The sequence below is a fragment of the Tenacibaculum sp. nBUS_03 genome, assembly GCF_051201695.1.
Classification (GTDB): Bacteria; Bacteroidota; Bacteroidia; order Flavobacteriales; family Flavobacteriaceae; genus Polaribacter.
This window is the reverse complement of the sequence record NZ_CP179214.1, coordinates 3,638,851-3,662,697: the sequence shown is the minus strand read 5'-3', so window position 1 is coordinate 3,662,697 and position 23,847 is coordinate 3,638,851. Positions and strand designations below refer to the sequence as shown.

Sequence of the window (23,847 nt, the reverse complement as noted above, 5' to 3'; positions counted from 1 at the left end):
AAAATAATTTATTTTATATCCAAAGTACTTTTGTACTCCCTGTTCAACGGAACCCCGATTACAACAATTGAAAATGCTTGTTTTAATAGTTTGTTACATACTGCTATTAAAGCAAGTTTTTTGCTCTTACCTTTGCAACAATTCTATCATAAAGTGCTATACAAGCATTAAAACTAAACAACAACATCAATAAAATTATTTTTACCTTCTATTTCTTCAGGAGCCATATTTTCCTGCTCCTTTATAAATATTGTTCTACCTGAATGAATGTTAAAAATTATTTCATTGGTTGGATATCGTTCATACCTGTTTTTATCAGCTCTAACATAATTTTGGGTATAATCATCTTTCTTTTCAACAAAAAAGATACAATCGCCATCAAATCCACTCTTTGCTCCTCCTCTCATTTTTCCATCGCTCGTTTGTTGAAAAATGATAAGAAACAATTTACCATCGTATTTTTTTCTTAAATGAGTATCTACTTGTAATTTAGAATCCAGCTCTTGAATCTTGGCAAATGAATCAATTACAATAACATCATTTTCTTTTATCAATTTATCAAGCTGGCTTAAATTTTTAATTTCAGGATTGTCAATATTATTTAAGGCAGTTTCATTGATGTATTGATCTACTTTATCCCAATATAATTTTGTTTCGGGATGCTCTTCTAAACTGGCATGCCCAACTTTGTATTTTTGAGCCATGATATTCATGAACTGAAAAGCAAAACGAGTTTTCATACTACCCCTTTGCCCTGCTATAGTAAGCACTAAGCTTTCTTTATTTTTAATTTCAATATCGCCAATAAAATCAGCCATACTCTTATCAGCTATATCATATAATTCAAAGCTACGGTCTTTCATTTTTTGCCTTCTAGTAGCTAATGAGTTTCTGCCTGAAGTAGTACAATTTTGCTTTACTTTTTCAACAGTAGAAATGTTCGATTGTATTGTATTGACAGGCTTTACTGGAATGCTGCTTTCAACTGGAATACTGTTTATTATTTCTTGATGAATTTCTGAACCAGGTAAAGGCTCAACAAATACCTCTTTATTAATTGGATTTTGAGTATTAATAGCTCCGTTTAACGTTTTACTTTTATAATTTCCGTTTAAATAATCAATCAATTCATCTGTATAGGCATACGATTTATAAGGTCTTTGCCATACTTTATTTTTTGGTGACCATCTAAAAGAGTGCCCTGTAGATTTTAAGTAACTTCTTACGGTTTCTGAGGGCTTACTATTAAAAAATAACTGAACTTTATTCAGCCCTTTATGTAAATGCATTTCTCCACCTTCAAACTTTATAACCGCTCTTTATTTATAATTTGTTTACTTCAAATTTGACAATAAAAAAGAACTTCAAATTGAAGCTCTTGTGGTAAGTTATATATCTTAATTTAAGAATCTATTCATCATACAATTGACAATATTCATCTATAATATTATCATTAACTCTCCATTTATTTCCTTTATTCTCATACAAAAAAATCAATCCACCTAACTCTAAAGCGCCGTCTGCTTTAAAAACTAAATTATCCTTTTTAGCAATTAGAAGTCCCCCCTCTTTTTTTACCAAGTATCCTTTATCTTTTATCAATTTACATACAGGAGGTTCAGTGTTTCCAGCTGCTGCTATTGTAATTATTTCTTTCATTTTTAAATAATGATTATAAAAAATAAATATACAACATAAGTGTTCAAAACTTGAACCTTATTTGAAACTTACCACAATTATGTCAATGAACTTTTTCAGTTTTTAGGGTCTGAAAACCTACTCTTATTTTATAATTCGTTTACTAAATCTTGGACATAAAAAAACACCTTGAAAAAGGTGTTTGTGGTAAGTATGTATTTTATTTTAACGGTGGAGGATGTGTGCTGTTGCAAATAAATTAACCTAAATTTTCGGTTAATAACTAAATTTTATAAAAAACTAAAAATACAAAGGATTAATTACCAACACCATACACTCAGTGTTGTGTGTTCGTTTTTTATTTTCTTATTTGTCTTCTAAATTCTTTGTAAATAGAATCCCATTCTTTATTTCCTTCTCCATTTATGAATTTATACTCTTTTCCCTTGTTTGTTTTTACACTAATTTCTATATCTGTTCCATCAACTTCCTTATAACTTTTTCCGTTAGTTAACTTTTTAAATGTTACTAAATCCACCTTATTTACAAAACTTTTCCATTTATATTTATTATTAGCAATATTTTTATTTATGTTCTTTGTTGTATCTATTGCAAGATAAAAATGATGAAAAATAGAATCTTTATTAAAAATATAAATATCACTTACCCCCCTCTCCTCAACAAGTATGGATAATTATTTCATTTATTGATTCTTTTTGACTTTCAATATTCTCTTCTTTTTGCTTAATATTTAATTTACAAGACAAAATAGAAGATACTAAAAACAATAATATAAGATTTTTTTTCATTATTTCTCTCTTATTTCTTTTTTCTTTCTGTTCTTTCAAATGCCACACAACGTTTTGGCTAAGCTGCGTTTTAATGCAGTTTAGGTGTTGTTATAGGCTTTTTCTATCCATTCAATATATCTATTTGAGAAATTTCTATAATCTTCGTTTTCTTGTTTAGAAAATTCCTTTGCAACAGGTAAAATCTTATCATAGATGTTATTAAAATCAATACTCTTGTCTTCAGTAGAATTCCATTCATTCTTACCCCATGGACTAATTGGAGTATTGGACATCATCTCACACATTGCGACAAATCTTAAACCCTGATGGTCTGATTTAAGAGAGCTTCCAATAAAACTTTAACTCTATCCTTAAATCTTTTACTAAAATTCCCTCTCCCAATAGCATGTATAATTAGGGGTTTAACATCCATAGTAACAGAGTAATATTTCTCTATTAATTTATCGAGTGCTTTATCTCCTATTATACTTAAAGCCCACGGAACTCTGTCTACAATAGGTGCATAATCATCAAATAATAAGTTATAAATATTGTCAACGAAAACTCCTTCTATATTTGAAAGAGATTCAGGAAACTTTTCAATCAAATTAAATATGGCAAAAAAGCGATTACTTGAACTATTATCTTTCAAAAGATCCAAAGTAATTCTGGATTTGCATTAGACATAGCCTTGTATTTAGACTCATCCGAACCATTTATTAATATTTCTTTAAACTCTCTTGAGGTCATATTTTATTGCCTACGATTTGGCTAAAATACGTTTTAATGTAGTTTAGGTTTTGTTGTGTATAGTTTTTATTTTCGTTCATATTCGTATGTCACATTGTAACTATATCCAGCTCCGAATATTAACAATAATGCTCCTTCATTACTAACTGCTTCATTGATAAGTAAATTTCCATTTTTAGTCAGTCCAATTCTTCTTTTATTATTTCGACAGCCTCCAAATAGAAAAGGAACTCCATTACAATCAAGGTATTTATTATCTAAATAAAACATTCCATTTTTATATTTACCTGAAAATAATGTGTCATTAATTATTTTAGAGTTTTCTAATAGTTTTATTCTTAATTTATTTATTTTTTCAAGGTTTAAGCCCAAACAATAATCATTCCTAATATTTTTCAAAGAATCAAATTTTATTTTTTTGTCGTAACTATCGTTTGTCAAAAAGTAATATCCATTATTTTTTTCTAAAATATCTGGAATTTTGCCATTCGGTTTCTCTTTCCCTAAACTATAATATCTTCTTATAGGATTCAATGAATAATTGCCAGTCAGTTTTTTTAGTTCGGTTTTTTCAAGATTTACAACTTCTTTCCGAAATCTTTTTTTAGAAAATGAAGCACAGCTCAAAATTGTAAAACTGAACACAGTTAGAATAATAATATTAGTTTTTCGGTTTGTCATTTCTCAAATTACACACAACGCTTGGAGTATGGTTTGTTGTGGTGTTTTGGCTCAAATTTAGCAAATAAGAACCAAACTTTGGTTGTACTGTTGTTTTTCTAGAAAGTACTTAAACAGCAATAAACTATACCCTCTTGTTGTACCTAGTTTTTTATTAAATTATCGAACCAACTATTCGTTGAGTTAAACCTTCTTCTTCGTCTATAATCCACAATAATTCATAAAATCCTGCACCGTCACTGCAGTACTGATGAATAAAATATGTATTTCCATTTTTATATTTCGTGATTTTTGTATCACATTCGTATAAATCTAAAAACAAAACTTTATGAATTTCTATTGGTCTATTTTTTATTGAAGCAATTATTTTTTTAATTTCAATTTTCGGATAGTTTCCATCTGTTCCCCAAATTTTCCTTCCACCAATTTTCGTTACAAATTTTCCATTTCCGTTATCAATGTGATTCTCTCTTTTGAATTCTCTGAATTCATATTTAAATTGCACTTCGTTTTGGTCTGCAAGAGTAAGGTTTTCAATTCTTTGTATTCTAGATTTATGAATATATCCACCAATCATTAAGTCATCAGTATCCTCAACGCTAAATTTATCTTGAGGAACAAATACCTCAATCCAATCTTCTCCAAAGTCATTAAACCAAAACGCTTCGTTTTCTTTTAGTTTATAAACTATTTCAGATTTTGAATTAGTTTCTTTTCTGACATTTGTAAATCCGTCTTTATCATTAATTATTCCTATTTGGGAATAAAAAAAGATAGAAATAAAACAGATTAAAATGGTTATTATATTTTTCATTTCAAATTAGGTACAACGGTCTTGTGTATGAGTAGTAGCGGATTTCTGCTCACAAAGCTCTCGGTTTTGCACTGACCTTTGTTTGACGTTTATACTTTCCTTTTATAACTTAAACCGCTATTACTGATACACCATGTTAGCCACTTTTATTAATTTTATACTGAATCATAAATTACTATTCTAGAGTTTGCTTCCAGATTAATTCTAAGTTTCATTTCTAAAGATTTATCTAGAAATAATCCTGCCCAACCAACGGTATTTTTCTCAATTTTATATGCGTCATTAACGCTCATACAAGATTTTAGCCTTTTAAATTCATTCTCAATACATTGTTGCATTATTTCATTAGTTTGATATTTTTGAATGACTTTTTCTATTTCATTTTTGTTTGGTTCAAAATGATTAATGTCATAATGAGAAAGTCCATTTTTTTACGATTTTATGCATTATAAGAATCACATAATCATTGAACATTAAAAAATCTTTTGCACTGATATTACATCCATCATTATAGATTCCATTATGGCTTTCCTTTATTGGAAAAAAATCTGTGTAATTCATATATTGAAACATATAACTAGAACAAACAGTGGATGTATGGACTTTATATAATAAGCTGATACCATACTTTTCATAAATTTCATTAACTGCTTGTTTGTTTTTAAAGCGTAAATTTTTATCAGATTCCCAATGTAAACTTTTATTATCGTACTTACCATATTTTAATTCTTCATCTAAATAGCATACAATTTCAGATAAATAGTCTGGGCTAATATTATTAATATCCTTACTTATTATAGATAGTACATTTTCGAATGTCACATTATAATAGCCTAATACCTCCTGAGTCCTTTCATCTATAAATTCTTTAAAAGTCTGTTTATAAAGTCTTTTGCTTTCAAGGTCTTTATAAAGATTAGTAGAAGCATTTTCTTTATTAAACATATAGATTTCAGTATTCCTACCCATAAATTTCTTATAGTTGTTATTATTGTGGCTAACGTTTTGGCTAAGCTGCGTTTCAATGCAGTTTAGGTGTTGTTAGGCACTGGCTTTATCAATTTTTATTTTCCAATTAATTTATTCCACAATGATTTTTTTGAAATCAGGCTTTTTCTTTTCATATCCAATACTTCTTTTCCATTAGCCTCTATTAATAAGTCCAACATTTTGTTATATCCATTCTCTATTTTGAATTCCAACTCATCTTTATATAGTGGAAAAACATTGTATATATTTATTTTTCGTCCATTTTTATGGATTTCAGTAAAATCCTTTCCAAATGTAACAGGCGGAAGAATTAAAGCTCCAACAAATTTAGTTTCTCTTGAGTATGGAGACATATCCATTTCCGCTTGCAATGTGTGTCCAATTCCAACCCAAGTGTCAAAAAAATGAGGAAATTTAGCTGATTGCTTGAGTATTGAAATAATCCAATCATTTTTATTTTGTCCAGAGTAAACCTGATCAAATTCTATTTCTTTTGGAATAAGCATCATTAATTCGGCAAATTCAAATTCCACTGGATTTCCAGCTTGTTCATCTACTTCCATTTTTAGAGTGCTCATCCCAGAAGTCAGAAGAATATTGAATTGAGCATTTTTCGGTTTGATAAAATAAATGTCAAGGTGTAAATCCAACGTTGGATCTCGTGAAATACTGAGATTGAAGCTTGGTCGAAAAAATTATCTAAGTGTTCACTAATCCATTCAGTGTGTTCATGGTAATGTGTTCTATCAACAAATGGATTTATATATTCTGCCATGTTTTTTTGCTTGTGCCTAACGTTCTGTTTATGGTTAGTTGCGTGTTTAAATGTACAAAATTTAGAGTTAAACACTAGCTTTATAAAAAATCACTTATCATTGGTTTAACAAGAAATAGCAATTAATTATACATTTTGTTAGGCATAGTTTTATTCCTTTTCAATAGAAGTTTCCCATCCATCATATTCTCCATTAAATTTATTCGCTCTTTTTCTTAAATCTGACGTAATTGTATAAATTGAGTTAATATTCACATTGTCTATTCTCCAAATTTGTAATTCATATGGAAGGTTCGTTTCTTTATTAATTCCAGAGTTTTGCACCTTGAAATTTGACTTTTCTAAATCCGCTTTACATTTATTCATATCCGATTCTTTTGAAAAATAAAGCCAATGGTCAACTCTTCTTGATTTCGTTAAATTGTCTCCTGCTTCCTCCAAATTTCGTAATACAGATTGGTCAGCCATATAATTTCTAGTTTCCTCGTTTGGATATAAGAAATCTCTATAATATTTCCATTCCTTATCTTCTTTTACATTCAAGTAAAATTTATATTTAGGGTAATTAGTTTGATAAAAGTTTTCAATTTTTGAGATAATATTTTTTTGTTCTTTAATATAGAAATATTCAAGTCTTTCATTGTTATACATAAACGAACCAACTAGAATAAATTCCGTTTCTTTTTTTATTATTTCAATTAGTTCATCAGCAACTTTGTGTAAAATACTAAAAGTCTCATTTTCTGGTAACCCGTTTTCTTTTGAAGTATCGTAAGTTAATCCAGTAACCAAAACAAAATCAAATTCTTTTATTGGCGTAGAATTGATTAGATCCATTCTTAATGTAGTTGAACCAGGTTTTTCATTCTCATATGTTGCCATATAAGTGTCCCATTGTTCATCCGAATTTTGTGCAGTCATTCGTGTGGTTGAAAATATTATTATCAATAAAAATGTAATTGATTTCCTTATTTTTTTTATTATGCCTAACGTTTTGGCTAAGCTGCGTTTTAATGCAGTTTAGGTGGTGTTAGCAACTTGCTTTTTTCAAGCTTCCTTTCGAATCAAAATCAGGTCGTTTGATTTTTATTTCCTTAGTTATTTTTACTTCTGTTCCATTTCCATCCCCCCAAACCGTTCCGCTGTCATCAGCTTCAAATATCTTTCCTTGTTCAATTATTAAACTCAAGTAAGGATGGTCAGCAAGATAGTCAGGTCCGCTTATTATAGTTCTACAATTAAATTTTTCTGATAGTTTTAATGCTAAAAATAGTTCGCGCTCTTCTGAGTGTTCTTCATCCGTTCTCAATAACGTTACCTTAATTGGAAATTCACTTTCATTTGGTTCAATCTGAAGAGCAAAACCAGAAAAATCCAAATCCAAATCATCATTTTCTATATTTTCAACTCCGTTAAAAATATAGGTCTTTTCGAAATTTCCTTTCCAATTCATTAAGTCTTTAGATGAAAATAATGAATGAATAAATTTCACTAATTCAATTCTTTTAGGTGATGCTTGAATTCCAATTTCTTCCATTTTTCATTTATGCTTGTTGCTAACGTTTTGTGTATGGTTAGTTGCGTGTATGAATGTACATTTTTTTTAGCTAAACACTAGCTTTAAAAAAATCACTTACCTTTGGTTTAGCAAAGAATAGCAATTAATTATACGCTTTGTTATGTGTAGCCTTTTACTTTCAATATTCTCCGTATTTAATATCAAATTTTCAAATAGAGTTAAACTTTATTTGAATTATTTGCTTTTAAGCTTCCAGATATAAGATTAAAAAGTCCTTGTAAAATCATTATTCCTCCTACTCCCCAAACAATAAAGTTGAATATAAAAATGATTCCAACTTTTGAAGATAATTTATAAAGAACAAATCCAAATATTGTAATCCCAATTCCAATGAAAATATTAATTATCCCATTTTGTCTCATATTTGACTTTTCAATTTTATTTAATTCTTTTTTTTGTTGTTTGTCAATTTCGTATAATTTAGGCATTATAAGAGCTTTGGTATTGGTATCTATTTCATTTTTGTCGAAAATATTATTAATATCTCTGAAGGATGCACCTATCATTTTTTTATTAATAATGTACTTTTCCAATTCTTCAAAAGTCATTTCCTTTATAGGCTTCATAATTAGTCAATTTTTTTATTAAAACTTCATTTTTTGATTACACATAACGGTTTGTATAAGATTAGTTGCGAGTTTTAAGTAACTAATTTACTAGATAAATCACGAACGGCGAAATTCCGAAGGAATTTTCCAAGTAAACCAAGACTAGCAGTTAATTTTATATGGTGTTGTAAAATGTTTTATGTTTTCTTCTATAATACCTGCTATTTCAAAGGCGGAATTATCAAATCTTTTCATATCTATTTTTTTTATTCCATCTAAGCTGGTGCATAATATCACTTTATCTTCATTTTTTCCTTCTATTATAACATAATCTAATATACAATTCCAATATATTTTTTCTCCATTAAGATTTATATAGTTTTCATGAATAGAAATAACATAGTTCTCATCGTTAAAGTAATTATATGAAATATAAATCACACCAATTAATGAAAACACTATTAAAAAAATCATATTAAAAGATTTTAATCCCCATCCATAATTATGTTTTATATTTCCATATACAATCATTAGAAACATTCCCATAAAAATTAATGAATGATTCAGAATACTAAATTTATTTCTATAAAATTTCATATTAATACCTCCATTAGAAAGATTTCTAAAATTATTTTTCAAACTAAATCTTTCAGTGTAAAAAGAAGTGTGAGGTATCTGTCCAGAATTTTTTATTCTCAAGTTTTGTGTATTTTAAGTTAATCCCTTTTTTAAAATCATTTATCTTTTCTCTAATTTTTGTTCCGTCAACTTCAAATTTATTACACTCTTTATCGAAGTCAGGAAGTAAATTTGTTAAACTACAAATCACCCCTTTTTCGAAAGAGACAGTTTTGTTTTTACAAATAATACAGAAACCTTTTTGATATTGTTTTTTTTCTTGCAATTAGTTAATGTTTTACAACGTTTTGTGTATGATTAGTTGCGATTTTTTTCTAAATGTAAATAAAAATTATTGGTTTTAGTTTTAACGAATATTTTATAAAGTAACTTAAACCTAGCAATTAATTATACATTGTGTTGTAACCCGTTAATTGCAATAACAATCTTCATTTTTCATTTTGATTTTACCTACATCATTAGTTTTCAATTTACTTTTCTTTAGTTGAAAATTATCAAAGTCTATTTGATATGTTTGCTCGAGTTCTCTTTCACCATTCCATAAAGGACTAAAATAAATATTGTCAGAAAGATACCAATCTCCTAGGTAGAAATCTAGTTCATTATTAAATCTAATCTGCTTTTTTTTTAAGTCATAAATTGTTAAACCGCTCAAGTCGGAAGACCAACCGGAAACTAAATATTTTTCATTTTTGGTTATAAAATATTGACCTCCTTGAAAATTTTGAATTTTTCCACTTTCATCAATAATAATTATTTCACCAGAGTAATCGCCAAATTTCGAAGCGATAAATAAATTCTCATTATTCTGTTTTTTGGAATATACTAAACCAAAACTACTGCCAACTGGCTCGATATTTCCATAATTGATTTCGTTGATTATTTTATTTCCTTTAATAGTTCGAATTAAACCTCTGCAACTAAATTCATAACTATCCTCAGATGGTCTTAACTGAATGATTTTTATAACTACTTGTTGAAGGTTTTCAATCTTCTCAGTTACCATTACTTTCTTGTTTGTTAATTTACCATTTTGTACATACCCATTTTGAACAAACAAAATACGACTTTCATGTACATATCCGAATTGCCCCTTTACTGTCTCAATTAACCACCAATTTGATTCTTTATTTTCAAAATATGTGAAATATTCTTTGTCAAGTACCTTTCCAATTATTTCACTTCTGTTGTTTCTGTCTGTCCTTACATTTGTATATCCGTCTTTGTCTTTTATGACTCCTATTTTTGATTGTGAAAGAACAACAAACGGTATAATAATTAACGGAATAATAAATATTTTTTTTAGCTCTGTCATAATGGGTTACAACGTTTTGTGTATGGTTAGTTGCGCATATAAATGTACTTTTTTTATAGCTAAATACTAGCTTTATAAAAAATCACATACCTTTGGTCTAGCAAGGAATAGCGATTAACTATACACTTTGTTGGCATTTCGTTGTTTTTGTTTAGGTTTTTAATTATTCGCCTTAATTCTGTTCAGCAATTTATTCCTCAAACTTTTTTAATTCAAGTTGCGCGATCAATTCCGAAACTTGCTAAATTTTGCATTCAGTTTGGGTTTTAATTCAGTTTCTGAATACGTAAATGAACTATAAAGTCAGACGTCATTTTCACCTATGAATTTTAAGGAATTAATTGAACAATGGTAGTGTAAATCCCTTACGATTCTTTAACTAAGGCTTGAGCAAAAACTGGACTTGTAGCAAGAGTAATTGAAATTCCGCCTTGTAGAGTCCAACCTTCATTCATTCTAAATTGTACTTCTTCAGTAAGCTCTTTCACATTTTTTCCGGTTGCAATCATATATTGTTTTTCCATAATTTAATTTTATAAAATTTGTTTTATTTTAAGTTCGTTCGTCAATGAATGCCAACGGTCTTGTGTATGAAACGTAGCGTAAAAAAGACACTAACTTTTCGGATTAACACAGAGTCGAATTTTTATATTTTGTTTTTCATTTTTTCTATTCTAAAAGCCAAATTTAAAAAATTGGCGGTCTTTGCAAATAAATTCAAACCTTTCGGTTTAGCAATTACTAGCTATGTTTTATACAGGTTGTTGCCATTAGTACTTTTTCGCAATATATTTTTCAGTTCCGCAATTGAATACGCTGGCTTCTGTTTATGCAGCATCGCGTGACAATTGGGGCAAACAGGAATCAAGTCCGTTTTAGGGTTAACAGAATATTCTTTACCTATTGTTGAAATGTCAATTATGTGATGAACGTGAATAAAATTTTGTCCTAATTTCCCAAATTTTTCTTGAAAATTAAAATCACAAACTTGGCAATTTAGTCCGAAATGTTCAATACATTCTTGTCTTGCTAATTGATTTCTTTCATAACTATTTACTTTGACTTTTTTCGTTTTTCCTTCCGAATATCTTTTGTCTGTATCTACTTCATCTGGAAATACAGTTTCTGCAAAATCATCTTTTACTAATCTATAATATTTATCATAGATTTTCCTTCCTTTTTTAACAGAAGCACCTGACAGTCTCTTCATAATATTCGATGTGTTGGTAATTGGCGAGAAGAGCTATTCTTAAGCCGTTTTTACCATTCTCTTTAAGAATTTGGTCAAGATAATAATCCGTTGCATATGCGTTTATAGTTCTTGTATATAATTTTCCCGTTATTAATTTTGAATAAGCATAGATATAGTCAAGTCCAGAGCTTTTTTTCATTCCAGTATTTACCAATTCATTAGCTCCGTCCGAAACTGACATTTCGTTCAGGTAGACTTTTTTAGCGATTTCAAACGCTTTATGAATTTGCTCATTGGTTGTTTTTCTCATTTTGTTCAGATACTTCTTGGTTTTAGAACTTTATCCAAGGTTTAAACCGACAGGAAAAGTTTTTGAATTAAAGGGATAAAAGTTAGGCATAGTACCTTCTAAACTTCCGTTTTCATCAATCCAAGTTTGTCTTATATTGTCAAATAAATCTCGTCTTAAAGGAATTAGTGCATTGGGGTTATGGAAAATATTAACTCCTTCGTTCCAATCTTCTTTTAAATCTCCTGGAATAATTGATTGGGAAAATTCTACAGGATGGGCACTGGGTGTAGTGTCAAAAGCTAATCCAGCTCGCTCCATAATAATTATTTCATCAGAGATTCCGCTTTGGTATCCCATTCGATTGAATTTATGTAAATCACTATTGTTAGTAAAAATCACAGCACTTATGTTTTCTGTGTTAGGTAATTCAAAAAAATTAGGTGGAATTTCTTTTTTTCCGAATTTGTGATTTTCTATTCTAACTATTTTTTTAGGAATATGAGGCTCTTCTTCAGATTTTGATTCATAAGATAAACCATATAAATATTCAATAATTTTGGCATCAGGCAAAAAATTAGCTAAATAATTATGTGCTGGTGTTATCGCTAAAACTAATGGTTTACCTGCGACCCATTCAAGTTCCCAATATTTTTTCTGCAATTTAGAATAGAGTACACTTCCCATTCGCATTATATAATGCTCAATTAATTCATTTTGTACATCTAAATCATTATTTTTTTCCGCTTTAAATATATATTCTTTTGTGAATTTTTCTTCTTGAACTTCATTAGATAAACTTGCTTCTACAAAAAAGTCAAAACCATCTTTTTCAACGTAAAAATCAGGTCGATTATAGGAATTGTCAAAGTTGAATCCATTTTCCGAAAAAAACTTGTGTAAGAAAATTTCCCAAAGCCTTGAGTCAAATCCTGTAGTTTGAAATTGTTGAATAAAATTACCGTCATTGTCTTCCATTTCAGATGTAATTTCTTCAATCAGTAATTTGGCTGGGTCTAATTGTTTTCCAGTACTCAATAATTTAAAAACTGGATTTAATTTTTCTTCTGGAACGATATGTTTAAATATTTCTTTCAATTTCTTCGTATTAATGGCAACGGTCTTGTATATGAAAAGTAGTGGATTTTATGCACTAACTTTTCGGTTTTGTACTGACCTTAAATTTATAAAATTCATTTCCGTTTAAGCACTAAAACCGCTATTTTTTATATACATTGTTGTGTTTTCGTACTTTATTTTCCGTTCTGTTTGTAGCGTTGGCAAAGACATACTCTTTTGCAATTTTTGGCTTGTGTGGTGGCTGAAGCGAATTGCAAATGTGTATGGCTTTAAGCGTTGGCTTATTTCAGATATATTTCGTCTTTCACATAACTTGCGTTTAGCCAAAAACAATGCTTTGTATATTCAGCTAGTCCTGTCAATTTATCTGAAACAGGTAAATCATAAGTATCTGCTGCATTTTTTGCGTGTGGTCTAACGTGACTCACTTTGTTTTCAGTCTTCTTTGGAAAATAAGTTTTTCTTATACCTTTTTCAGTTACTTCTTTTACGATTTCTCCATTTGAAACTCTCTTTACCATTTCTTCCCAAACATTTTTGGCTGTAAGAATATCAGAATGAGGCATATTCCAAAACTTGACTTTTCTTAAAATCAAATTTTCTCCTTCAAATTGATAGAACACGAAGAAAAATTTACTTTCTAAAATATTTTTAAAATCTGAATCTTCCCAATCCGTTTCTACAAGTTCTTGATATTCAAATGTTGGAAACGAAATATCTTCTTTTGGTAAATCATTTTCTTTAAGTCGAATTGTTTTTACTTGAATATCAGCTTTTTCAAATTCCTCAATTTTTTGTCCGAGTTGAAGTCCAAGAATTGCATTTGTAAGATTTGCAAAATAACTTTTGGCGTTTTGATTTAATTCTAAACCCAATTCTTTTTCTATCTGTTCAGCTGATTTGCCATAAAATGGATGAAATTTTAAAATCACTATTTCTTCTATTGAACGTACTTTTTCTAAAATTTCAGGCTGTTCAATTATTTTTCCATAAACAGCAGTTTCTTCTTGAGCAATATTTGCGATTATGTGATTGACATAACCTTGTTTTAAAGAATACGCTCTTTGTTTTGCTTGTTCATCATTAAATGGCTGGTCTCTGAATGATTTTAGAGCAGTTGAGCCTTTTGTACAAGCACCAAGATAAAAAGTATCTCCTTCTGATAATTCGTGTGCTTTTCCGTCTTTTATTTTTTGATTAATAAATTCCCAATCTTGTTTAATGATTTTTAGATCCTCGTTTGGGTATTGCCAACCATCAACTAATTTTATTAAATAGTCGAGTAAGTCTAAATCTCTGTCGTGTAAATAGAATACTAAAAGTAAATGTGCGTTTTTCTTCCAAAACGAACTCGTTTCAAATTCTTCTTTATGTACTTCTAAATAGTTTATGATATTTAAAACCAGTCTTTCCTTTGAGCGATATTCTCCATTTTTTAAGGTTTTTAACGGACTTGATTTTAGTTCAATTCCTGCTTCTTTGAAATCGGGTTCAGCATCAGAATTCGGTTCATAGCCGAAATAGAATTTTTCTAATATTTGACCAAAATTACCCTTTCCTCTGTAACCGTGTTTTTCAATTTCAATACCACAAGCTTGTCTTAAACTTTGATCTTTTAAAAGTTTTGCAAACTCAATAATTGAATTTGGTGAGTTTATATCAAAATTACCTTCTTTATTCATTTGGTGTAATATCTGTAAAGTCTAATAAATTGTTCTCTTCGTTGAACCTGTACTGAATTAATTTTACATTATTCCATTCTGTAGAAACAGATGGTCTTACACCTTTTATGAATTTACGCTCAACATTTTCAAGAAAAGTATCTAAAGCATCTTGTGTATAACTAAAACCGAGCATAAATGCTTTAATCATACTATAATCGCCATAAGCGTATTCGTTTTTTACCCAATCAACATATTTCATTAGTTGTAAAATGTCTTGAGAATTTATTTCATCTTTCTTAATTTCTACTACCAAATAATCTGAAATTGTTGGTTTTTGATCTTGTATATATTTATAGCCAAAAACATCCATTTTATCCATATAATCAACAGGTTTAAATGGTGAAGCAATAACTTGATGAGTAATATAATCCCAAGAGCCAAATATGTTTATTGCGTTTTGTAAATTATTTGTTATTTGATAAATAAGAGATGCTTCAATAGCCATTTCGTGTCTTAAACTACCGTTTGCGTTATTTATGGTGTTTAAAAAAGGCGCTATATTTAATTGGTAATCAAGATTGTTATTTGTTTTTTCTCTTATTAAATCGTGATTAATTTGATAATTACTTTCAAAGGTATTATCGTTATCAGGATTGTTAATTGCAACAATATTTCTCCTTAAGATTATATCTTTAAATGCTTGATTCTCGGTATCTGAAAATTTTATAAAACTTAATTTCCAAAAAGCTCTTAATATTTTGAACTTCTCTGGTGCAGATGACAAAGTTTCATCCATATCAATTCCATTTTGGAAGAAAAATGGAAAAGGCTCAAAAGTGCAAATGAATCTATTCTTTATACTATTTTCTCCATTGTCGTAAAGCAAATCATTTTGAATGTCAACATAGTTTTGATTATTGGGTAAATTGGCGTTTGGGTAGTTTAGAAACTTACAGCTACCATTTATATTAATCAATTTACCAATTCCATAAATTTTTCTCTCAAAAAAAAAGTAGACATTATCGCCTTCTTTCATAGAACAATAATCAGCAAAAGTTCCTTCGTGTTGTATCCTCCAAATATTATTATTTGGTCTTGAAATTAAAGTTGAGTAAACTCCTAAATTTATTGATTCAATTAATGATTCAATGCTATTTAAACTAAATAAATATCCTGCCATTATGAATTTACCTGTTTATAAAGTTCTTTTCCAATTTTTTCAATTACACCAACTACTAAAGCATTTCCCATAAAAAATGCACGTTTCGTGTCTGTAATTCCATCTAGTTTAGTGTGATTATCTGGAAACATATTTAGTCTTTCTAACTCAATTGGTGTTAATCTTCGTAAACCTCTATCAGAAACAACTACGTGTTTAAATCTTGAAGGTGATTTTCCGCCTTCTCCTGTTATTATGGTTCTTGAAGCATTGTCTAAAGCATCAGGATAAATCATTCCGCCTTCTGAATATTTGTAAACAAATCCATCCGCTGATTTGCGTTCAATGGTTTTAGCTCCTTTTAAATACTCCCATTTTGGCTTGTCATTTTCGTCAATAAAAAACTCTGGTGTAACTTCTCCATTTTGTAAAACATCTGCTAAAACAGTTTTTTCTCCATCATAATTTGGCTCTGTTTTAGTTGTAAAGACTTTACCTTTTATTAATAAACCTGTATTTTGAAAAGGTGATAATTTTCCGTTTTTATTGAAATTATCAGTTATTTCAACTAAATTTCCCTTTAATTCAACTTCTTGAATTGCAGTTGTTTTCATAACAGGAAAAGCATTAGCAATAGTTCCTTCTTCTGTTAGCCAATTTGTTTTATTTGATTTTTGAAGTCTTTTGTAGACTTCTGTCGATTTATGATAACCAATAAAGAAAACTCTTCTTCTCCTTTGTGGCATACCATATTCAGCTGCATTTATAACTCGCCATTCTACTGCGTAACCTAAATCATTTAAGCTTTGAAGCATTACAGCAAAATCACGACCTCTTTGTTTTGCTGGCGATTTTAAAAGTCTATCAACATTTTCTAAAAACAAGTATTTTGGCTTGTTTTTTTTGTTTTCTAAAATTTGGTGAATTGACCACCAAAGAACACCTTTTTTACCTTTTAATCCTTTTGAATTGTGTAAAGTTGTTGCAACAGAATAATCTTGACAAGGAAATCCACCAACCAATAAATCGTGATCAGGAATTTCTTCTACATTTCTTGTTACAACTTCATTTATATCTTCGTTCGAGTGATTTTTTTTACCAAACCTCTCTTCATAAACTTTTGAAGCGTGTTGCATTTTAGTTGAAGGTTCCCATTGGTTACTCCAAACAACTTGATAATTGCTTTTTTCAAGTCCAAGACGAAAACCTCCAACTCCTGCAAATAATTCTGCAACTTTCATTTTATTATTTTCCATTTTCTTGAGCTTTATAATAGTTAATTTTTTCCTCTGCAACTTTTAGTATTTCGGAAGTTGATTCTGTATATTTTAGTTCTTCCGCAATTTTTTCGGAATACCAATTTATTATTAGTTCGCTTTCTGAAAGTCCGTAAAATTTTGCAAGTCTTATGATTTGCTCCATTGTCGGTTTTCGTTCATTTTTCTCGAACTTGCTTATCAGAGATTGATCAATATCGACTTCAGCCGCAACTTTTCGTAGTATCAAATCTTTTTCCTCTCTCGCACATTTTAAAGTGTCGCCTAATGTTTTCATTGGTCAAAATTGTTTTAGACAAATATTGTCCAAATTTATAAAAACATTTTGGATTTCCAACTTTTAATTCGGATTATTTCGAGTGTTGGGAAATTTTAGCTCTTTTGGTTTTTAGAGCCTTAGAAATTAGCGTTAGCAAAAACCAAAAGTGCTAAAATATGCGGCTGGTAGTATGAAACACAACGTTTAATGTAAAATGCGTTTTAATGCATTTTTACATAGTGTTGTGTTTAGTGTTTTATTTCAATTCGTTAAATTTTGGTCGCTTTCTCTTTCCTATTGCAACAGCATTTATTAGAGAGAAAACATTTTTATTGATTTCATCATTCGGTTCCATTTCCATTGCCTTCTCAATATTAGCTTTCGCTGCATTATCATTTCCTAAAACCATCAAATTCACAGCATGGTTACAATAAAGTCCAGCGTCATTTGGTTCTCGACTAATAGCTTCTTGGGAATATTCCACAGCAAGTTCTACATTTCCTGAATCCATTGCAGAAATTGAAGCCTCTCTTGGTAAATCAGGATTAGTTTTTTCTATTTCAACTGCTTTTTCGAAGTGTTTTAATGCTTTTTCATTGTCAGACATTGCTTGATAAACCTTTGCTATTAACCAATTGGTTTGCCAATGATTCGGTATCATGGATAAGCATTCAGAGTAGTATTTGATTGCTTTTATTGCTTTTCTTTTATTCCAAAATCCGAGTTTTGAATTGCCTTGTCCTTTGATTATTGTCAAACCGTCAGCAAATTTATTTCCTTTTTCAAAATTTAAATTGAAAATCGGGATTTGATCTTCTGGTTATTCGTATTCCATTTAGTTTTTCTTCATTAAACACAACGTTTTGTGTATGATTAGTTGCGATTTTTTTACCAAATTTAAGTAAAAATTATTGGTTTTTGGTTTAGCTTATGATTTCTAAAGTATCGTGAACCTAGCAATTAATTATACATTTTGTTATACCTATTTTATCTCTTCTTTTAATAATTCTTTTATCATTTCCTCAAGATATCCTCTATATTTTACTTCAGACTCAATACTTTTTCTGTTATTATTTAAATTAGGATATATTTTCATTTTATTATCACCAAAGAAAACTATTCTTATTTGTGGTTCATCTTCATCAATACCTTGTCTTTTAGCTCTTGATAAAATTAAAACAGACAATTGCGAACCTATTCGCAATGATTCATCAAGTTTAAATTTTCTCATTTCTTGAACTAACTTTAATTCATCTTTAGCCTGTTCATAATATTCAATTGAAAGACCTTGAATACAACTATTTTCAAGTACATCCCAACTTTCTAAAAACTCCCCTTTAATACCTTCTCCTTTCTCATAATATTCAGCAAGTTTATTGAGTTTTATCTGAGGAAATTGAGTTTGTATTTTTGACGGTAAAGTTTTATTTAAGACCCAACTTTTTATTATTTCAACTAGCCTTTTAATATCATTACTTGACATTTTAAAAAGCGGACAATCATCCCATTCGAATTCATATTTAGGAATTTTGCTGCTAAAATGGTATGGGTATATTCTACAACCTCTGTCTTTGTCTTTTAACTCAATATGGTCTTCAAAACTAAAATCAGAAATAATATTTATTTTATTGCTATCTATGTTACGTAATTCATCACAATTTTTTAATATCTTCCATTGCAATAGCTCTAATTCTTTACTCATTTCAATCTTAATTTTCCCTAATTAGGTATAACGTATTTGTATAAGATTAGTTGCGTGTTCTAAACATTAAAGTTAGTAAATAAATCACAGACGGAAAGTTTGCGAGGACTTTTCATGAGTAATCTAAAACTAGCAATTAATTTTATAAGGTGTTGTGTGTAGTTTTTTAATAATTTCCAGCTCCAGGATTAGAAAAGTTATCATTCAGTTTTTTAAAAGTTTCATTTCTTATAATTAAAAAATTATTATTGTCTATTATGCTTTCTATAGTATCATATTTCATAATGATTTTCAAAGCACCATTTTCCTTAAATGCTGAAAATTTTTCTTTACGATTTATATTTACTGTATATTTTTCTCCCTTTCTTGAAATTACAATAATTTTCTTGTCATTTCCTTTTTTTGTATTTACCCATTTCCCTTTAAATCCAATTTCAGAATCAGTTTTACAAGAAAAGCATAAAACAACAAATAATATAATTAACTTTTTAAGCATAAAAATCAAATTTTATAAGTTTATATTAAATTAGTGTCAATTTCTGATAAAATGTTACATTTGAAATTCGATTTCAGAGTCAGTTCTGAAGCGTTTTTATTTGAAAATTCAAATATTCCTATTTAGTTACTTTTTAATTCGTTTCTCAAATTACACACAACGTTTTGTGTATGATTAGTTGCGTTTTTTTTCGAATATAATTAAAAATCAATAAATTCCAATATTAAGCGATTCCTTTCAAAAAGAGCTTAGATACAGCAATTAATTATACATTTTGTTAGCTATTTTTGATCTTCAAATAATTATAAAATGTGTTAATATATTGATTTTCTTCAAATTTAATAGTTAATTTATCTTTTTCATTTTTCTTATTTATTTGATGTTTTTTGGTAAAAGACAGATTGTTTTTATTATAAAATTCCCATTGATAATAACCTTTTTCCTTTTTAACATTAACAAAATATCCCCCATGTTCTCTTTCCCCGCATTTTGGACACCCATAAATATGAATGTTTTCATTTTTACACTCCTCAAAATACTGATCAATTTCTGGACCGTATTCTTCAATTATTTGATTAATCTCTGTCTTCTTTAATTCCTTATTTTTACTGTATAGTAAAATCACATCACTTTTTTCAACTTCCTGTTTAAGTAACAACTTAATTGTGATTAAATCTAATTTCTTACGAAAAGCTCCTATCATTCCAACCCAATTGTATATTATAGGTGTTTTATTTTCAAAATATTCATCAAGAATAAATGATAACGGTCTGTCATTTATAAAAATCTCATAAAAATTTTGAAATACTTTACTTAAATTACCATCTAAAGTTTGTACTTCCACTTCATCATCATATGAATTTGTTTGATTGTAAATTTTCTTAACTGAAGAAAGAGTTGACAAATCCCCCAATACTCCAATATTACTTATAAAATATTTGAGTGAAATTTTATCATAATCAATTTTTGTAGACATTCTTTCCAATTTAATTATAGCTAACGTTTAGTATATGGCAAGTAGGGCAGTAGAAAGCGATACACTTTCAAGTTTGCTCTGAGCCATATTTTTATATTTTGTTTTTAATTTATTCATCTTAAAAGCCAAATTAAAAATTTGGCGGTGTTGGTATGTAGCACTGAGCTTTCGTTAAGCACAAAACGCCCTATTTGCTATATACAGCTTAAGTTAGCATTTTATTAAATTAGTTATTTAATCATAAAGAACCAAAGAGTGGAATAAGGTTATGTTATACACAGAGACTATGATCTCGTCAACATTGATAATCCCTACTCTTTTCTATGTTAAATTCGTTCAGTTCTATGAAGCTTTAGACTTCGATTTCAAGTTGTTGAATTCACAATAGAGTGGCTCTTTACAATCCTTTTTTCTTATGAATAAAGATATAAAATATTTAGGAATAGACATTAGTAAAGATGTCTTTGATGTATGCGACAATAACAAAGCCCATTATCAGTTTACCAATGGCAGTTCAGGCTTTAAAAAGTTTTTAAAATTATTAGCTACAAATTCCATTTACGTTATGGAAGCCACAGGGTATTACCATAGTCGTTTAGCATATTTTTTACTTGACGCAGGTATCGGAGTTTGTGTGGTTAATCCTTTAAAAATTAAGCGCTATATCCAAATGAATCTATCGAAAATAAAAACTGATAAGAGTGATGCAAAAATGATTCAGCAATATGCAAAAGATTGCGAACCTAAACTGTGGACTGGGCAATCAAAAAAACAACAAGAAAACTTACAAGTAACTCGTATGCTCAGCATTTACAGCAAACAGAGCACACAATTAAAAAATAAAATACATGGAGAAGAAGTATTAGGTACTCCGGCAAAAGGCGTGGTTAAATCTATTAAAAGGAGTTTGAAAAACCTAGAAAAGGAGATTGAGGTTTTAGAAAAGGCATTGCTCGAAAATGTAAAAAAAGAATACCAAGAATCATTAACTTTACTAAAAAGCATTCCTGGAATAGGTAATAAAACTGCTTTAATGTTACTAGTTCTTACCGATGGATTTCAGCGTTTTCAAAGTGCTAAAGAGTTATGTAGTTATGCTGGACTGACTCCAATAATAAGACAAAGTGGAACTAGTGTTAAAGGACGACCAAGAATTAGTAAAATGGGAAATCCAAAACTGAGAAATTTACTTTTTATGTGCAGTTTTAATACCTGCAAATACAACCAAGCTTGTAAAGCACTTTATGATAGAATTGTTGCCAAAGGTAAGAGTAAAAAACTTGCTTTAATAGCAGTGTGTAACAAACTATTAAAACAAGCTTTTTCAATTGTTAAAAACGGGGTTCCCTTCAATAGAGAGTACAAAAGTACTTTGGTTATAAATTAAAGGATTTTTATTTGGTTTTTACCTCAGTTCTTTGTTACCACACGTTTTTATTTTCAGTTAATAGCATTGCCAACTAAAAGTCCATTCACTCTTGGATTCTGGTTTCTTTCCACGACCTATATAGGCAACTCCATTATCTCCCCAAAACCAATTAGCCTTCTCAATCGAATCAATTTGAAAAACAAATTCGGGTTCAGCAGGGTGTTGATTGAATGGAGCCCAAAATATTTCAGATTGGACTAAAGTTGGCCAACCACCAATCTTTATTCCTTCTTGGTTTGGAAATAAGTCATAGTAATCTTCATCAAACTCTTCTGGCACTTCAATAGGACAATCTTCCCAACACGGAAAATAGTTGTCTAAAATTTCTGGTTTTAATTGAAACTGTTTTATAGGAAAATCGGTATTGGGTTTCTCAATTTCTTCTAATTCTTGGACATCGGAATATGTCCTAATTAACCATCCTTCTCCATTAGGTTTGTCATCTGGCAATTCGCTTGAATCAATGAATAAAGCAATTAATTCAATGTCCTTCAAGTTTTCTGGTCTGTTCGGCAATTCTTTAAGGTTTAGTTGACAAATCGGAATCATTGGTTGCCCATTTGACTCAGGCCAAGACTCATCACCTTCCTTTACCGTTACATTTCCAATCCAAGAAGAGGTCAAAGAATCCTCAGGTCTAAATCCACCAACCTGAAATTTAATAGCAGATTTTCTGATTTTATTTTCAAATTCTTCTTTTGTCATTTTTTAATGTGTGGTAACGTTTAGTGTAAAATGCGTTTTAATGCATTTTTACACCTTGTTATGCTCTGTTTATTTCGTTTTTAATGTCAAATTTATATTCAGATAGAGATTCACAATTCATCCACCCACTTTTGTTATTCAATTCAAACATTTTTTCAAACCCAAACTTATTTATTAAATAAATCCAACCATTTTTATTGATCACTGCTTCAAGTATTTGACAGTAATCGAATAACTCTATTATTTGCTGATCAGTTTTTAAATCATATTCAAAATATTCAGTTCCATTAGGTTCAGGGTACTTTCTATATGCTAAGCATTCGGACTCCATTTTTAACTAGTTTTTAATAATACTCAATTCAAAGCTATTTTTTATTTCTGTTGCACTCAGTTTTTTCATTCATATAATCCTCTAGCAACTCATAGAATTTTTTGAAAGAAGTATTATGTTGAATCGAACTCACGTTTATATCATAACTATCCCAGTCAATATTCTTTGGATCTAACCCCATTGTTGAAGCAAGTATCATATTTGCCCAACCTGCAGTGGATTCATAATACCCGAGTTTGTTTTTTATCCACTCAAAAAACTCAAAAGTAGGAAGAATATGTTCGTCTATTCCTTTATCGGTCAAACCTGATTGATAGCCCATAAGAAAAGAACTTAAAGCCTTTAACGTACATTCCCCCAACCACATTGCTGGTCTTTCTTCCATTCTTTTTAAGATATTGTATGTTTCTTTAGTCATTTATAATTGAGCATAACGTGTTTGTGTATGATTGGTTGCGGAATTTTAACGTAAAAATAATTAAAATACTTGAAATTTATTGCCTACGAGATTTGTCCGAAGGAATAAATCCGTAAGCAATTAATTATACATATTGTTGGTATTAGTATTCATTTGTATTTTTATACAATTCGTTTTGTTTATCTAGCTCCATTATTGTCCTTTCGATAATGTCTTTGTTAATCTGTTGAGTAAAAATTAAATTTTTTCCTGTAAAATAATGTCTATGATTATTAAATAGTTTGTTTAACCGATTAATAGTCATAAAAGTTCCCCATCTTTTTGTTCCATCACTAAATTTAATAGTCACC

The 23,847-nt window shown here is 29.1% G+C and carries 34 protein-coding genes and 1 pseudogene; 1 reads left to right on the top strand and 34 read right to left on the bottom strand.

Going from position 1 to position 23,847, the window contains the following annotated elements:
- Positions 1-8: 8 nt before the first annotated feature.
- From ACMFBB_RS16760 to ACMFBB_RS16615, 30 genes and pseudogenes are all read right to left on the bottom strand, one after another.
- Positions 9-202, bottom strand: a pseudogene (locus ACMFBB_RS16760) (IS110 family transposase); the annotation flags it as partial.
- A complete protein-coding gene (locus tag ACMFBB_RS16755; protein ID WP_435261887.1) occupies positions 174-1,289 on the bottom strand; it encodes a hypothetical protein in 1,116 nt (371 codons plus the stop codon). The pseudogene ACMFBB_RS16760 and the gene ACMFBB_RS16755, both read right to left, overlap by 29 nt.
- Positions 1,290-1,410: 121 nt before the next feature.
- Positions 1,411-1,659, bottom strand: coding sequence for a hypothetical protein (locus ACMFBB_RS16750; protein WP_435261886.1), 249 nt, complete (start codon positions 1,657-1,659; stop codon positions 1,411-1,413).
- 337 nt (positions 1,660-1,996) lie between these two features.
- Entirely contained in the window at positions 1,997-2,176 is a 180-nt protein-coding gene (locus tag ACMFBB_RS16745) for a hypothetical protein (RefSeq protein ID WP_435261885.1), read from the bottom strand.
- Between the two features lie 139 nt (positions 2,177-2,315).
- Positions 2,316-2,447, bottom strand: coding sequence for a hypothetical protein (locus tag ACMFBB_RS16740; RefSeq protein ID WP_435261884.1), 132 nt, complete (start codon positions 2,445-2,447; stop codon positions 2,316-2,318).
- A gap of 80 nt (positions 2,448-2,527) precedes the next feature.
- A complete protein-coding gene (locus ACMFBB_RS16735; RefSeq protein WP_435261883.1) occupies positions 2,528-2,725 on the bottom strand; it encodes a hypothetical protein in 198 nt (65 codons plus the stop codon).
- A 20-nt stretch (positions 2,726-2,745) separates the two neighbouring features.
- Entirely contained in the window at positions 2,746-3,090 is a 345-nt protein-coding gene (locus ACMFBB_RS16730) for a hypothetical protein (RefSeq protein ID WP_435261882.1), read from the bottom strand.
- Between the two features lie 155 nt (positions 3,091-3,245).
- Complete coding sequence (locus ACMFBB_RS16725) at positions 3,246-3,860, bottom strand: hypothetical protein (RefSeq protein ID WP_435261881.1); 615 nt, start codon at positions 3,858-3,860, stop codon at positions 3,246-3,248.
- A 154-nt stretch (positions 3,861-4,014) separates the two neighbouring features.
- On the bottom strand, positions 4,015-4,674 hold the full coding sequence (locus tag ACMFBB_RS16720; protein WP_435261880.1) for a hypothetical protein: 660 nt from the start codon (positions 4,672-4,674) through the stop codon (positions 4,015-4,017).
- A 155-nt stretch (positions 4,675-4,829) separates the two neighbouring features.
- Positions 4,830-5,012: a hypothetical protein gene (locus ACMFBB_RS16715; protein ID WP_435261879.1), complete on the bottom strand. Its 183-nt coding sequence runs from the start codon at positions 5,010-5,012 to the stop codon at positions 4,830-4,832.
- Between the two features lie 70 nt (positions 5,013-5,082).
- The gene (locus ACMFBB_RS16710) at positions 5,083-5,643 is read right to left on the bottom strand and encodes a hypothetical protein (protein ID WP_435261878.1); all 561 of its coding nucleotides are present in this window, start codon (positions 5,641-5,643) and stop codon (positions 5,083-5,085) included.
- A 95-nt stretch (positions 5,644-5,738) separates the two neighbouring features.
- Complete coding sequence (locus ACMFBB_RS16705; RefSeq protein ID WP_435261877.1) at positions 5,739-6,314, bottom strand: suppressor of fused domain protein; 576 nt, start codon at positions 6,312-6,314, stop codon at positions 5,739-5,741.
- Positions 6,315-6,589: 275 nt separating this feature from the next.
- On the bottom strand, positions 6,590-7,360 hold the full coding sequence (locus tag ACMFBB_RS16700) for a DUF695 domain-containing protein (RefSeq protein ID WP_435261876.1): 771 nt from the start codon (positions 7,358-7,360) through the stop codon (positions 6,590-6,592).
- 109 nt (positions 7,361-7,469) lie between these two features.
- The gene (locus tag ACMFBB_RS16695; protein ID WP_435261875.1) at positions 7,470-7,976 is read right to left on the bottom strand and encodes a hypothetical protein; all 507 of its coding nucleotides are present in this window, start codon (positions 7,974-7,976) and stop codon (positions 7,470-7,472) included.
- Positions 7,977-8,176: 200 nt separating this feature from the next.
- Positions 8,177-8,584 (bottom strand): DUF6249 domain-containing protein, encoded by a 408-nt coding sequence (locus tag ACMFBB_RS16690; RefSeq protein ID WP_435261874.1) that lies wholly within the window; start codon positions 8,582-8,584, stop codon positions 8,177-8,179.
- A 144-nt stretch (positions 8,585-8,728) separates the two neighbouring features.
- Positions 8,729-9,205, bottom strand: a complete 477-nt coding sequence (locus ACMFBB_RS16685; protein ID WP_435261873.1) for a hypothetical protein — start codon at positions 9,203-9,205, stop codon at positions 8,729-8,731.
- 10 nt (positions 9,206-9,215) lie between these two features.
- Positions 9,216-9,470, bottom strand: coding sequence for a hypothetical protein (locus tag ACMFBB_RS16680; protein WP_435261872.1), 255 nt, complete (start codon positions 9,468-9,470; stop codon positions 9,216-9,218).
- Positions 9,471-9,614: 144 nt separating this feature from the next.
- Positions 9,615-10,520 carry an SH3 domain-containing protein gene (locus tag ACMFBB_RS16675; RefSeq protein ID WP_435261871.1) on the bottom strand — a complete coding sequence of 302 codons (906 nt, stop codon included), beginning with the start codon at positions 10,518-10,520 and terminating at the stop codon, positions 9,615-9,617.
- A 365-nt stretch (positions 10,521-10,885) separates the two neighbouring features.
- A complete protein-coding gene (locus ACMFBB_RS16670) occupies positions 10,886-11,029 on the bottom strand; it encodes a DUF1737 domain-containing protein (protein WP_435261870.1) in 144 nt (47 codons plus the stop codon).
- Positions 11,030-11,265: 236 nt separating this feature from the next.
- On the bottom strand, positions 11,266-11,730 hold the full coding sequence (locus ACMFBB_RS16665) for an HNH endonuclease (RefSeq protein ID WP_435261869.1): 465 nt from the start codon (positions 11,728-11,730) through the stop codon (positions 11,266-11,268).
- Positions 11,702-11,953 carry a hypothetical protein gene (locus tag ACMFBB_RS16660; RefSeq protein WP_435261868.1) on the bottom strand — a complete coding sequence of 84 codons (252 nt, stop codon included), beginning with the start codon at positions 11,951-11,953 and terminating at the stop codon, positions 11,702-11,704. Before ACMFBB_RS16660 ends, ACMFBB_RS16665 begins: the two co-directional genes overlap by 29 nt.
- Positions 11,954-12,052: 99 nt before the next feature.
- Positions 12,053-13,099 carry a hypothetical protein gene (locus ACMFBB_RS16655; RefSeq protein WP_435261867.1) on the bottom strand — a complete coding sequence of 349 codons (1,047 nt, stop codon included), beginning with the start codon at positions 13,097-13,099 and terminating at the stop codon, positions 12,053-12,055.
- A gap of 263 nt (positions 13,100-13,362) precedes the next feature.
- Entirely contained in the window at positions 13,363-14,763 is a 1,401-nt protein-coding gene (locus ACMFBB_RS16650) for a Sau3AI family type II restriction endonuclease (protein WP_435261866.1), read from the bottom strand.
- The gene (locus ACMFBB_RS16645) at positions 14,756-15,925 is read right to left on the bottom strand and encodes a hypothetical protein (protein ID WP_435261865.1); all 1,170 of its coding nucleotides are present in this window, start codon (positions 15,923-15,925) and stop codon (positions 14,756-14,758) included. Before ACMFBB_RS16645 ends, ACMFBB_RS16650 begins: the two co-directional genes overlap by 8 nt.
- Entirely contained in the window at positions 15,925-17,160 is a 1,236-nt protein-coding gene (locus ACMFBB_RS16640; RefSeq protein ID WP_435261864.1) for a DNA cytosine methyltransferase, read from the bottom strand. Before ACMFBB_RS16640 ends, ACMFBB_RS16645 begins: the two co-directional genes overlap by 1 nt.
- Positions 17,150-17,458: a helix-turn-helix domain-containing protein gene (locus ACMFBB_RS16635; RefSeq protein ID WP_435261863.1), complete on the bottom strand. Its 309-nt coding sequence runs from the start codon at positions 17,456-17,458 to the stop codon at positions 17,150-17,152. The genes ACMFBB_RS16640 and ACMFBB_RS16635 overlap by 11 nt, the downstream gene beginning before the upstream one ends.
- Positions 17,459-17,696: 238 nt before the next feature.
- Complete coding sequence (locus tag ACMFBB_RS16630) at positions 17,697-18,197, bottom strand: tetratricopeptide repeat protein (protein ID WP_435261862.1); 501 nt, start codon at positions 18,195-18,197, stop codon at positions 17,697-17,699.
- A gap of 225 nt (positions 18,198-18,422) precedes the next feature.
- The gene (locus ACMFBB_RS16625; protein ID WP_435261861.1) at positions 18,423-19,142 is read right to left on the bottom strand and encodes a hypothetical protein; all 720 of its coding nucleotides are present in this window, start codon (positions 19,140-19,142) and stop codon (positions 18,423-18,425) included.
- Positions 19,143-19,308: 166 nt separating this feature from the next.
- Entirely contained in the window at positions 19,309-19,638 is a 330-nt protein-coding gene (locus ACMFBB_RS16620; RefSeq protein ID WP_435261860.1) for a hypothetical protein, read from the bottom strand.
- A 277-nt stretch (positions 19,639-19,915) separates the two neighbouring features.
- Positions 19,916-20,614 carry a hypothetical protein gene (locus ACMFBB_RS16615; protein WP_435261859.1) on the bottom strand — a complete coding sequence of 233 codons (699 nt, stop codon included), beginning with the start codon at positions 20,612-20,614 and terminating at the stop codon, positions 19,916-19,918.
- A gap of 415 nt (positions 20,615-21,029) precedes the next feature.
- Between ACMFBB_RS16615 and ACMFBB_RS16610 the strand changes: the two genes are divergently transcribed.
- Positions 21,030-22,001, top strand: coding sequence for an IS110 family transposase (locus ACMFBB_RS16610; RefSeq protein ID WP_435261858.1), 972 nt, complete (start codon positions 21,030-21,032; stop codon positions 21,999-22,001).
- 57 nt (positions 22,002-22,058) lie between these two features.
- Here ACMFBB_RS16610 and ACMFBB_RS16605 read toward each other — a convergent pair whose 3' ends face one another.
- The 4 genes from ACMFBB_RS16605 to ACMFBB_RS16590 all read right to left on the bottom strand — a co-directional run bounded on the left by ACMFBB_RS16605 (position 22,059) and on the right by ACMFBB_RS16590 (position 23,846).
- Positions 22,059-22,748, bottom strand: a complete 690-nt coding sequence (locus ACMFBB_RS16605) for a DUF1963 domain-containing protein (RefSeq protein ID WP_435261857.1) — start codon at positions 22,746-22,748, stop codon at positions 22,059-22,061.
- Between the two features lie 58 nt (positions 22,749-22,806).
- Positions 22,807-23,079, bottom strand: a complete 273-nt coding sequence (locus ACMFBB_RS16600; protein WP_435261856.1) for a hypothetical protein — start codon at positions 23,077-23,079, stop codon at positions 22,807-22,809.
- A gap of 34 nt (positions 23,080-23,113) precedes the next feature.
- The gene (locus ACMFBB_RS16595; protein ID WP_435261855.1) at positions 23,114-23,497 is read right to left on the bottom strand and encodes a hypothetical protein; all 384 of its coding nucleotides are present in this window, start codon (positions 23,495-23,497) and stop codon (positions 23,114-23,116) included.
- Between the two features lie 142 nt (positions 23,498-23,639).
- Complete coding sequence (locus tag ACMFBB_RS16590; protein ID WP_435261854.1) at positions 23,640-23,846, bottom strand: hypothetical protein; 207 nt, start codon at positions 23,844-23,846, stop codon at positions 23,640-23,642.
- Position 23,847: the final 1 nt, after the last annotated feature.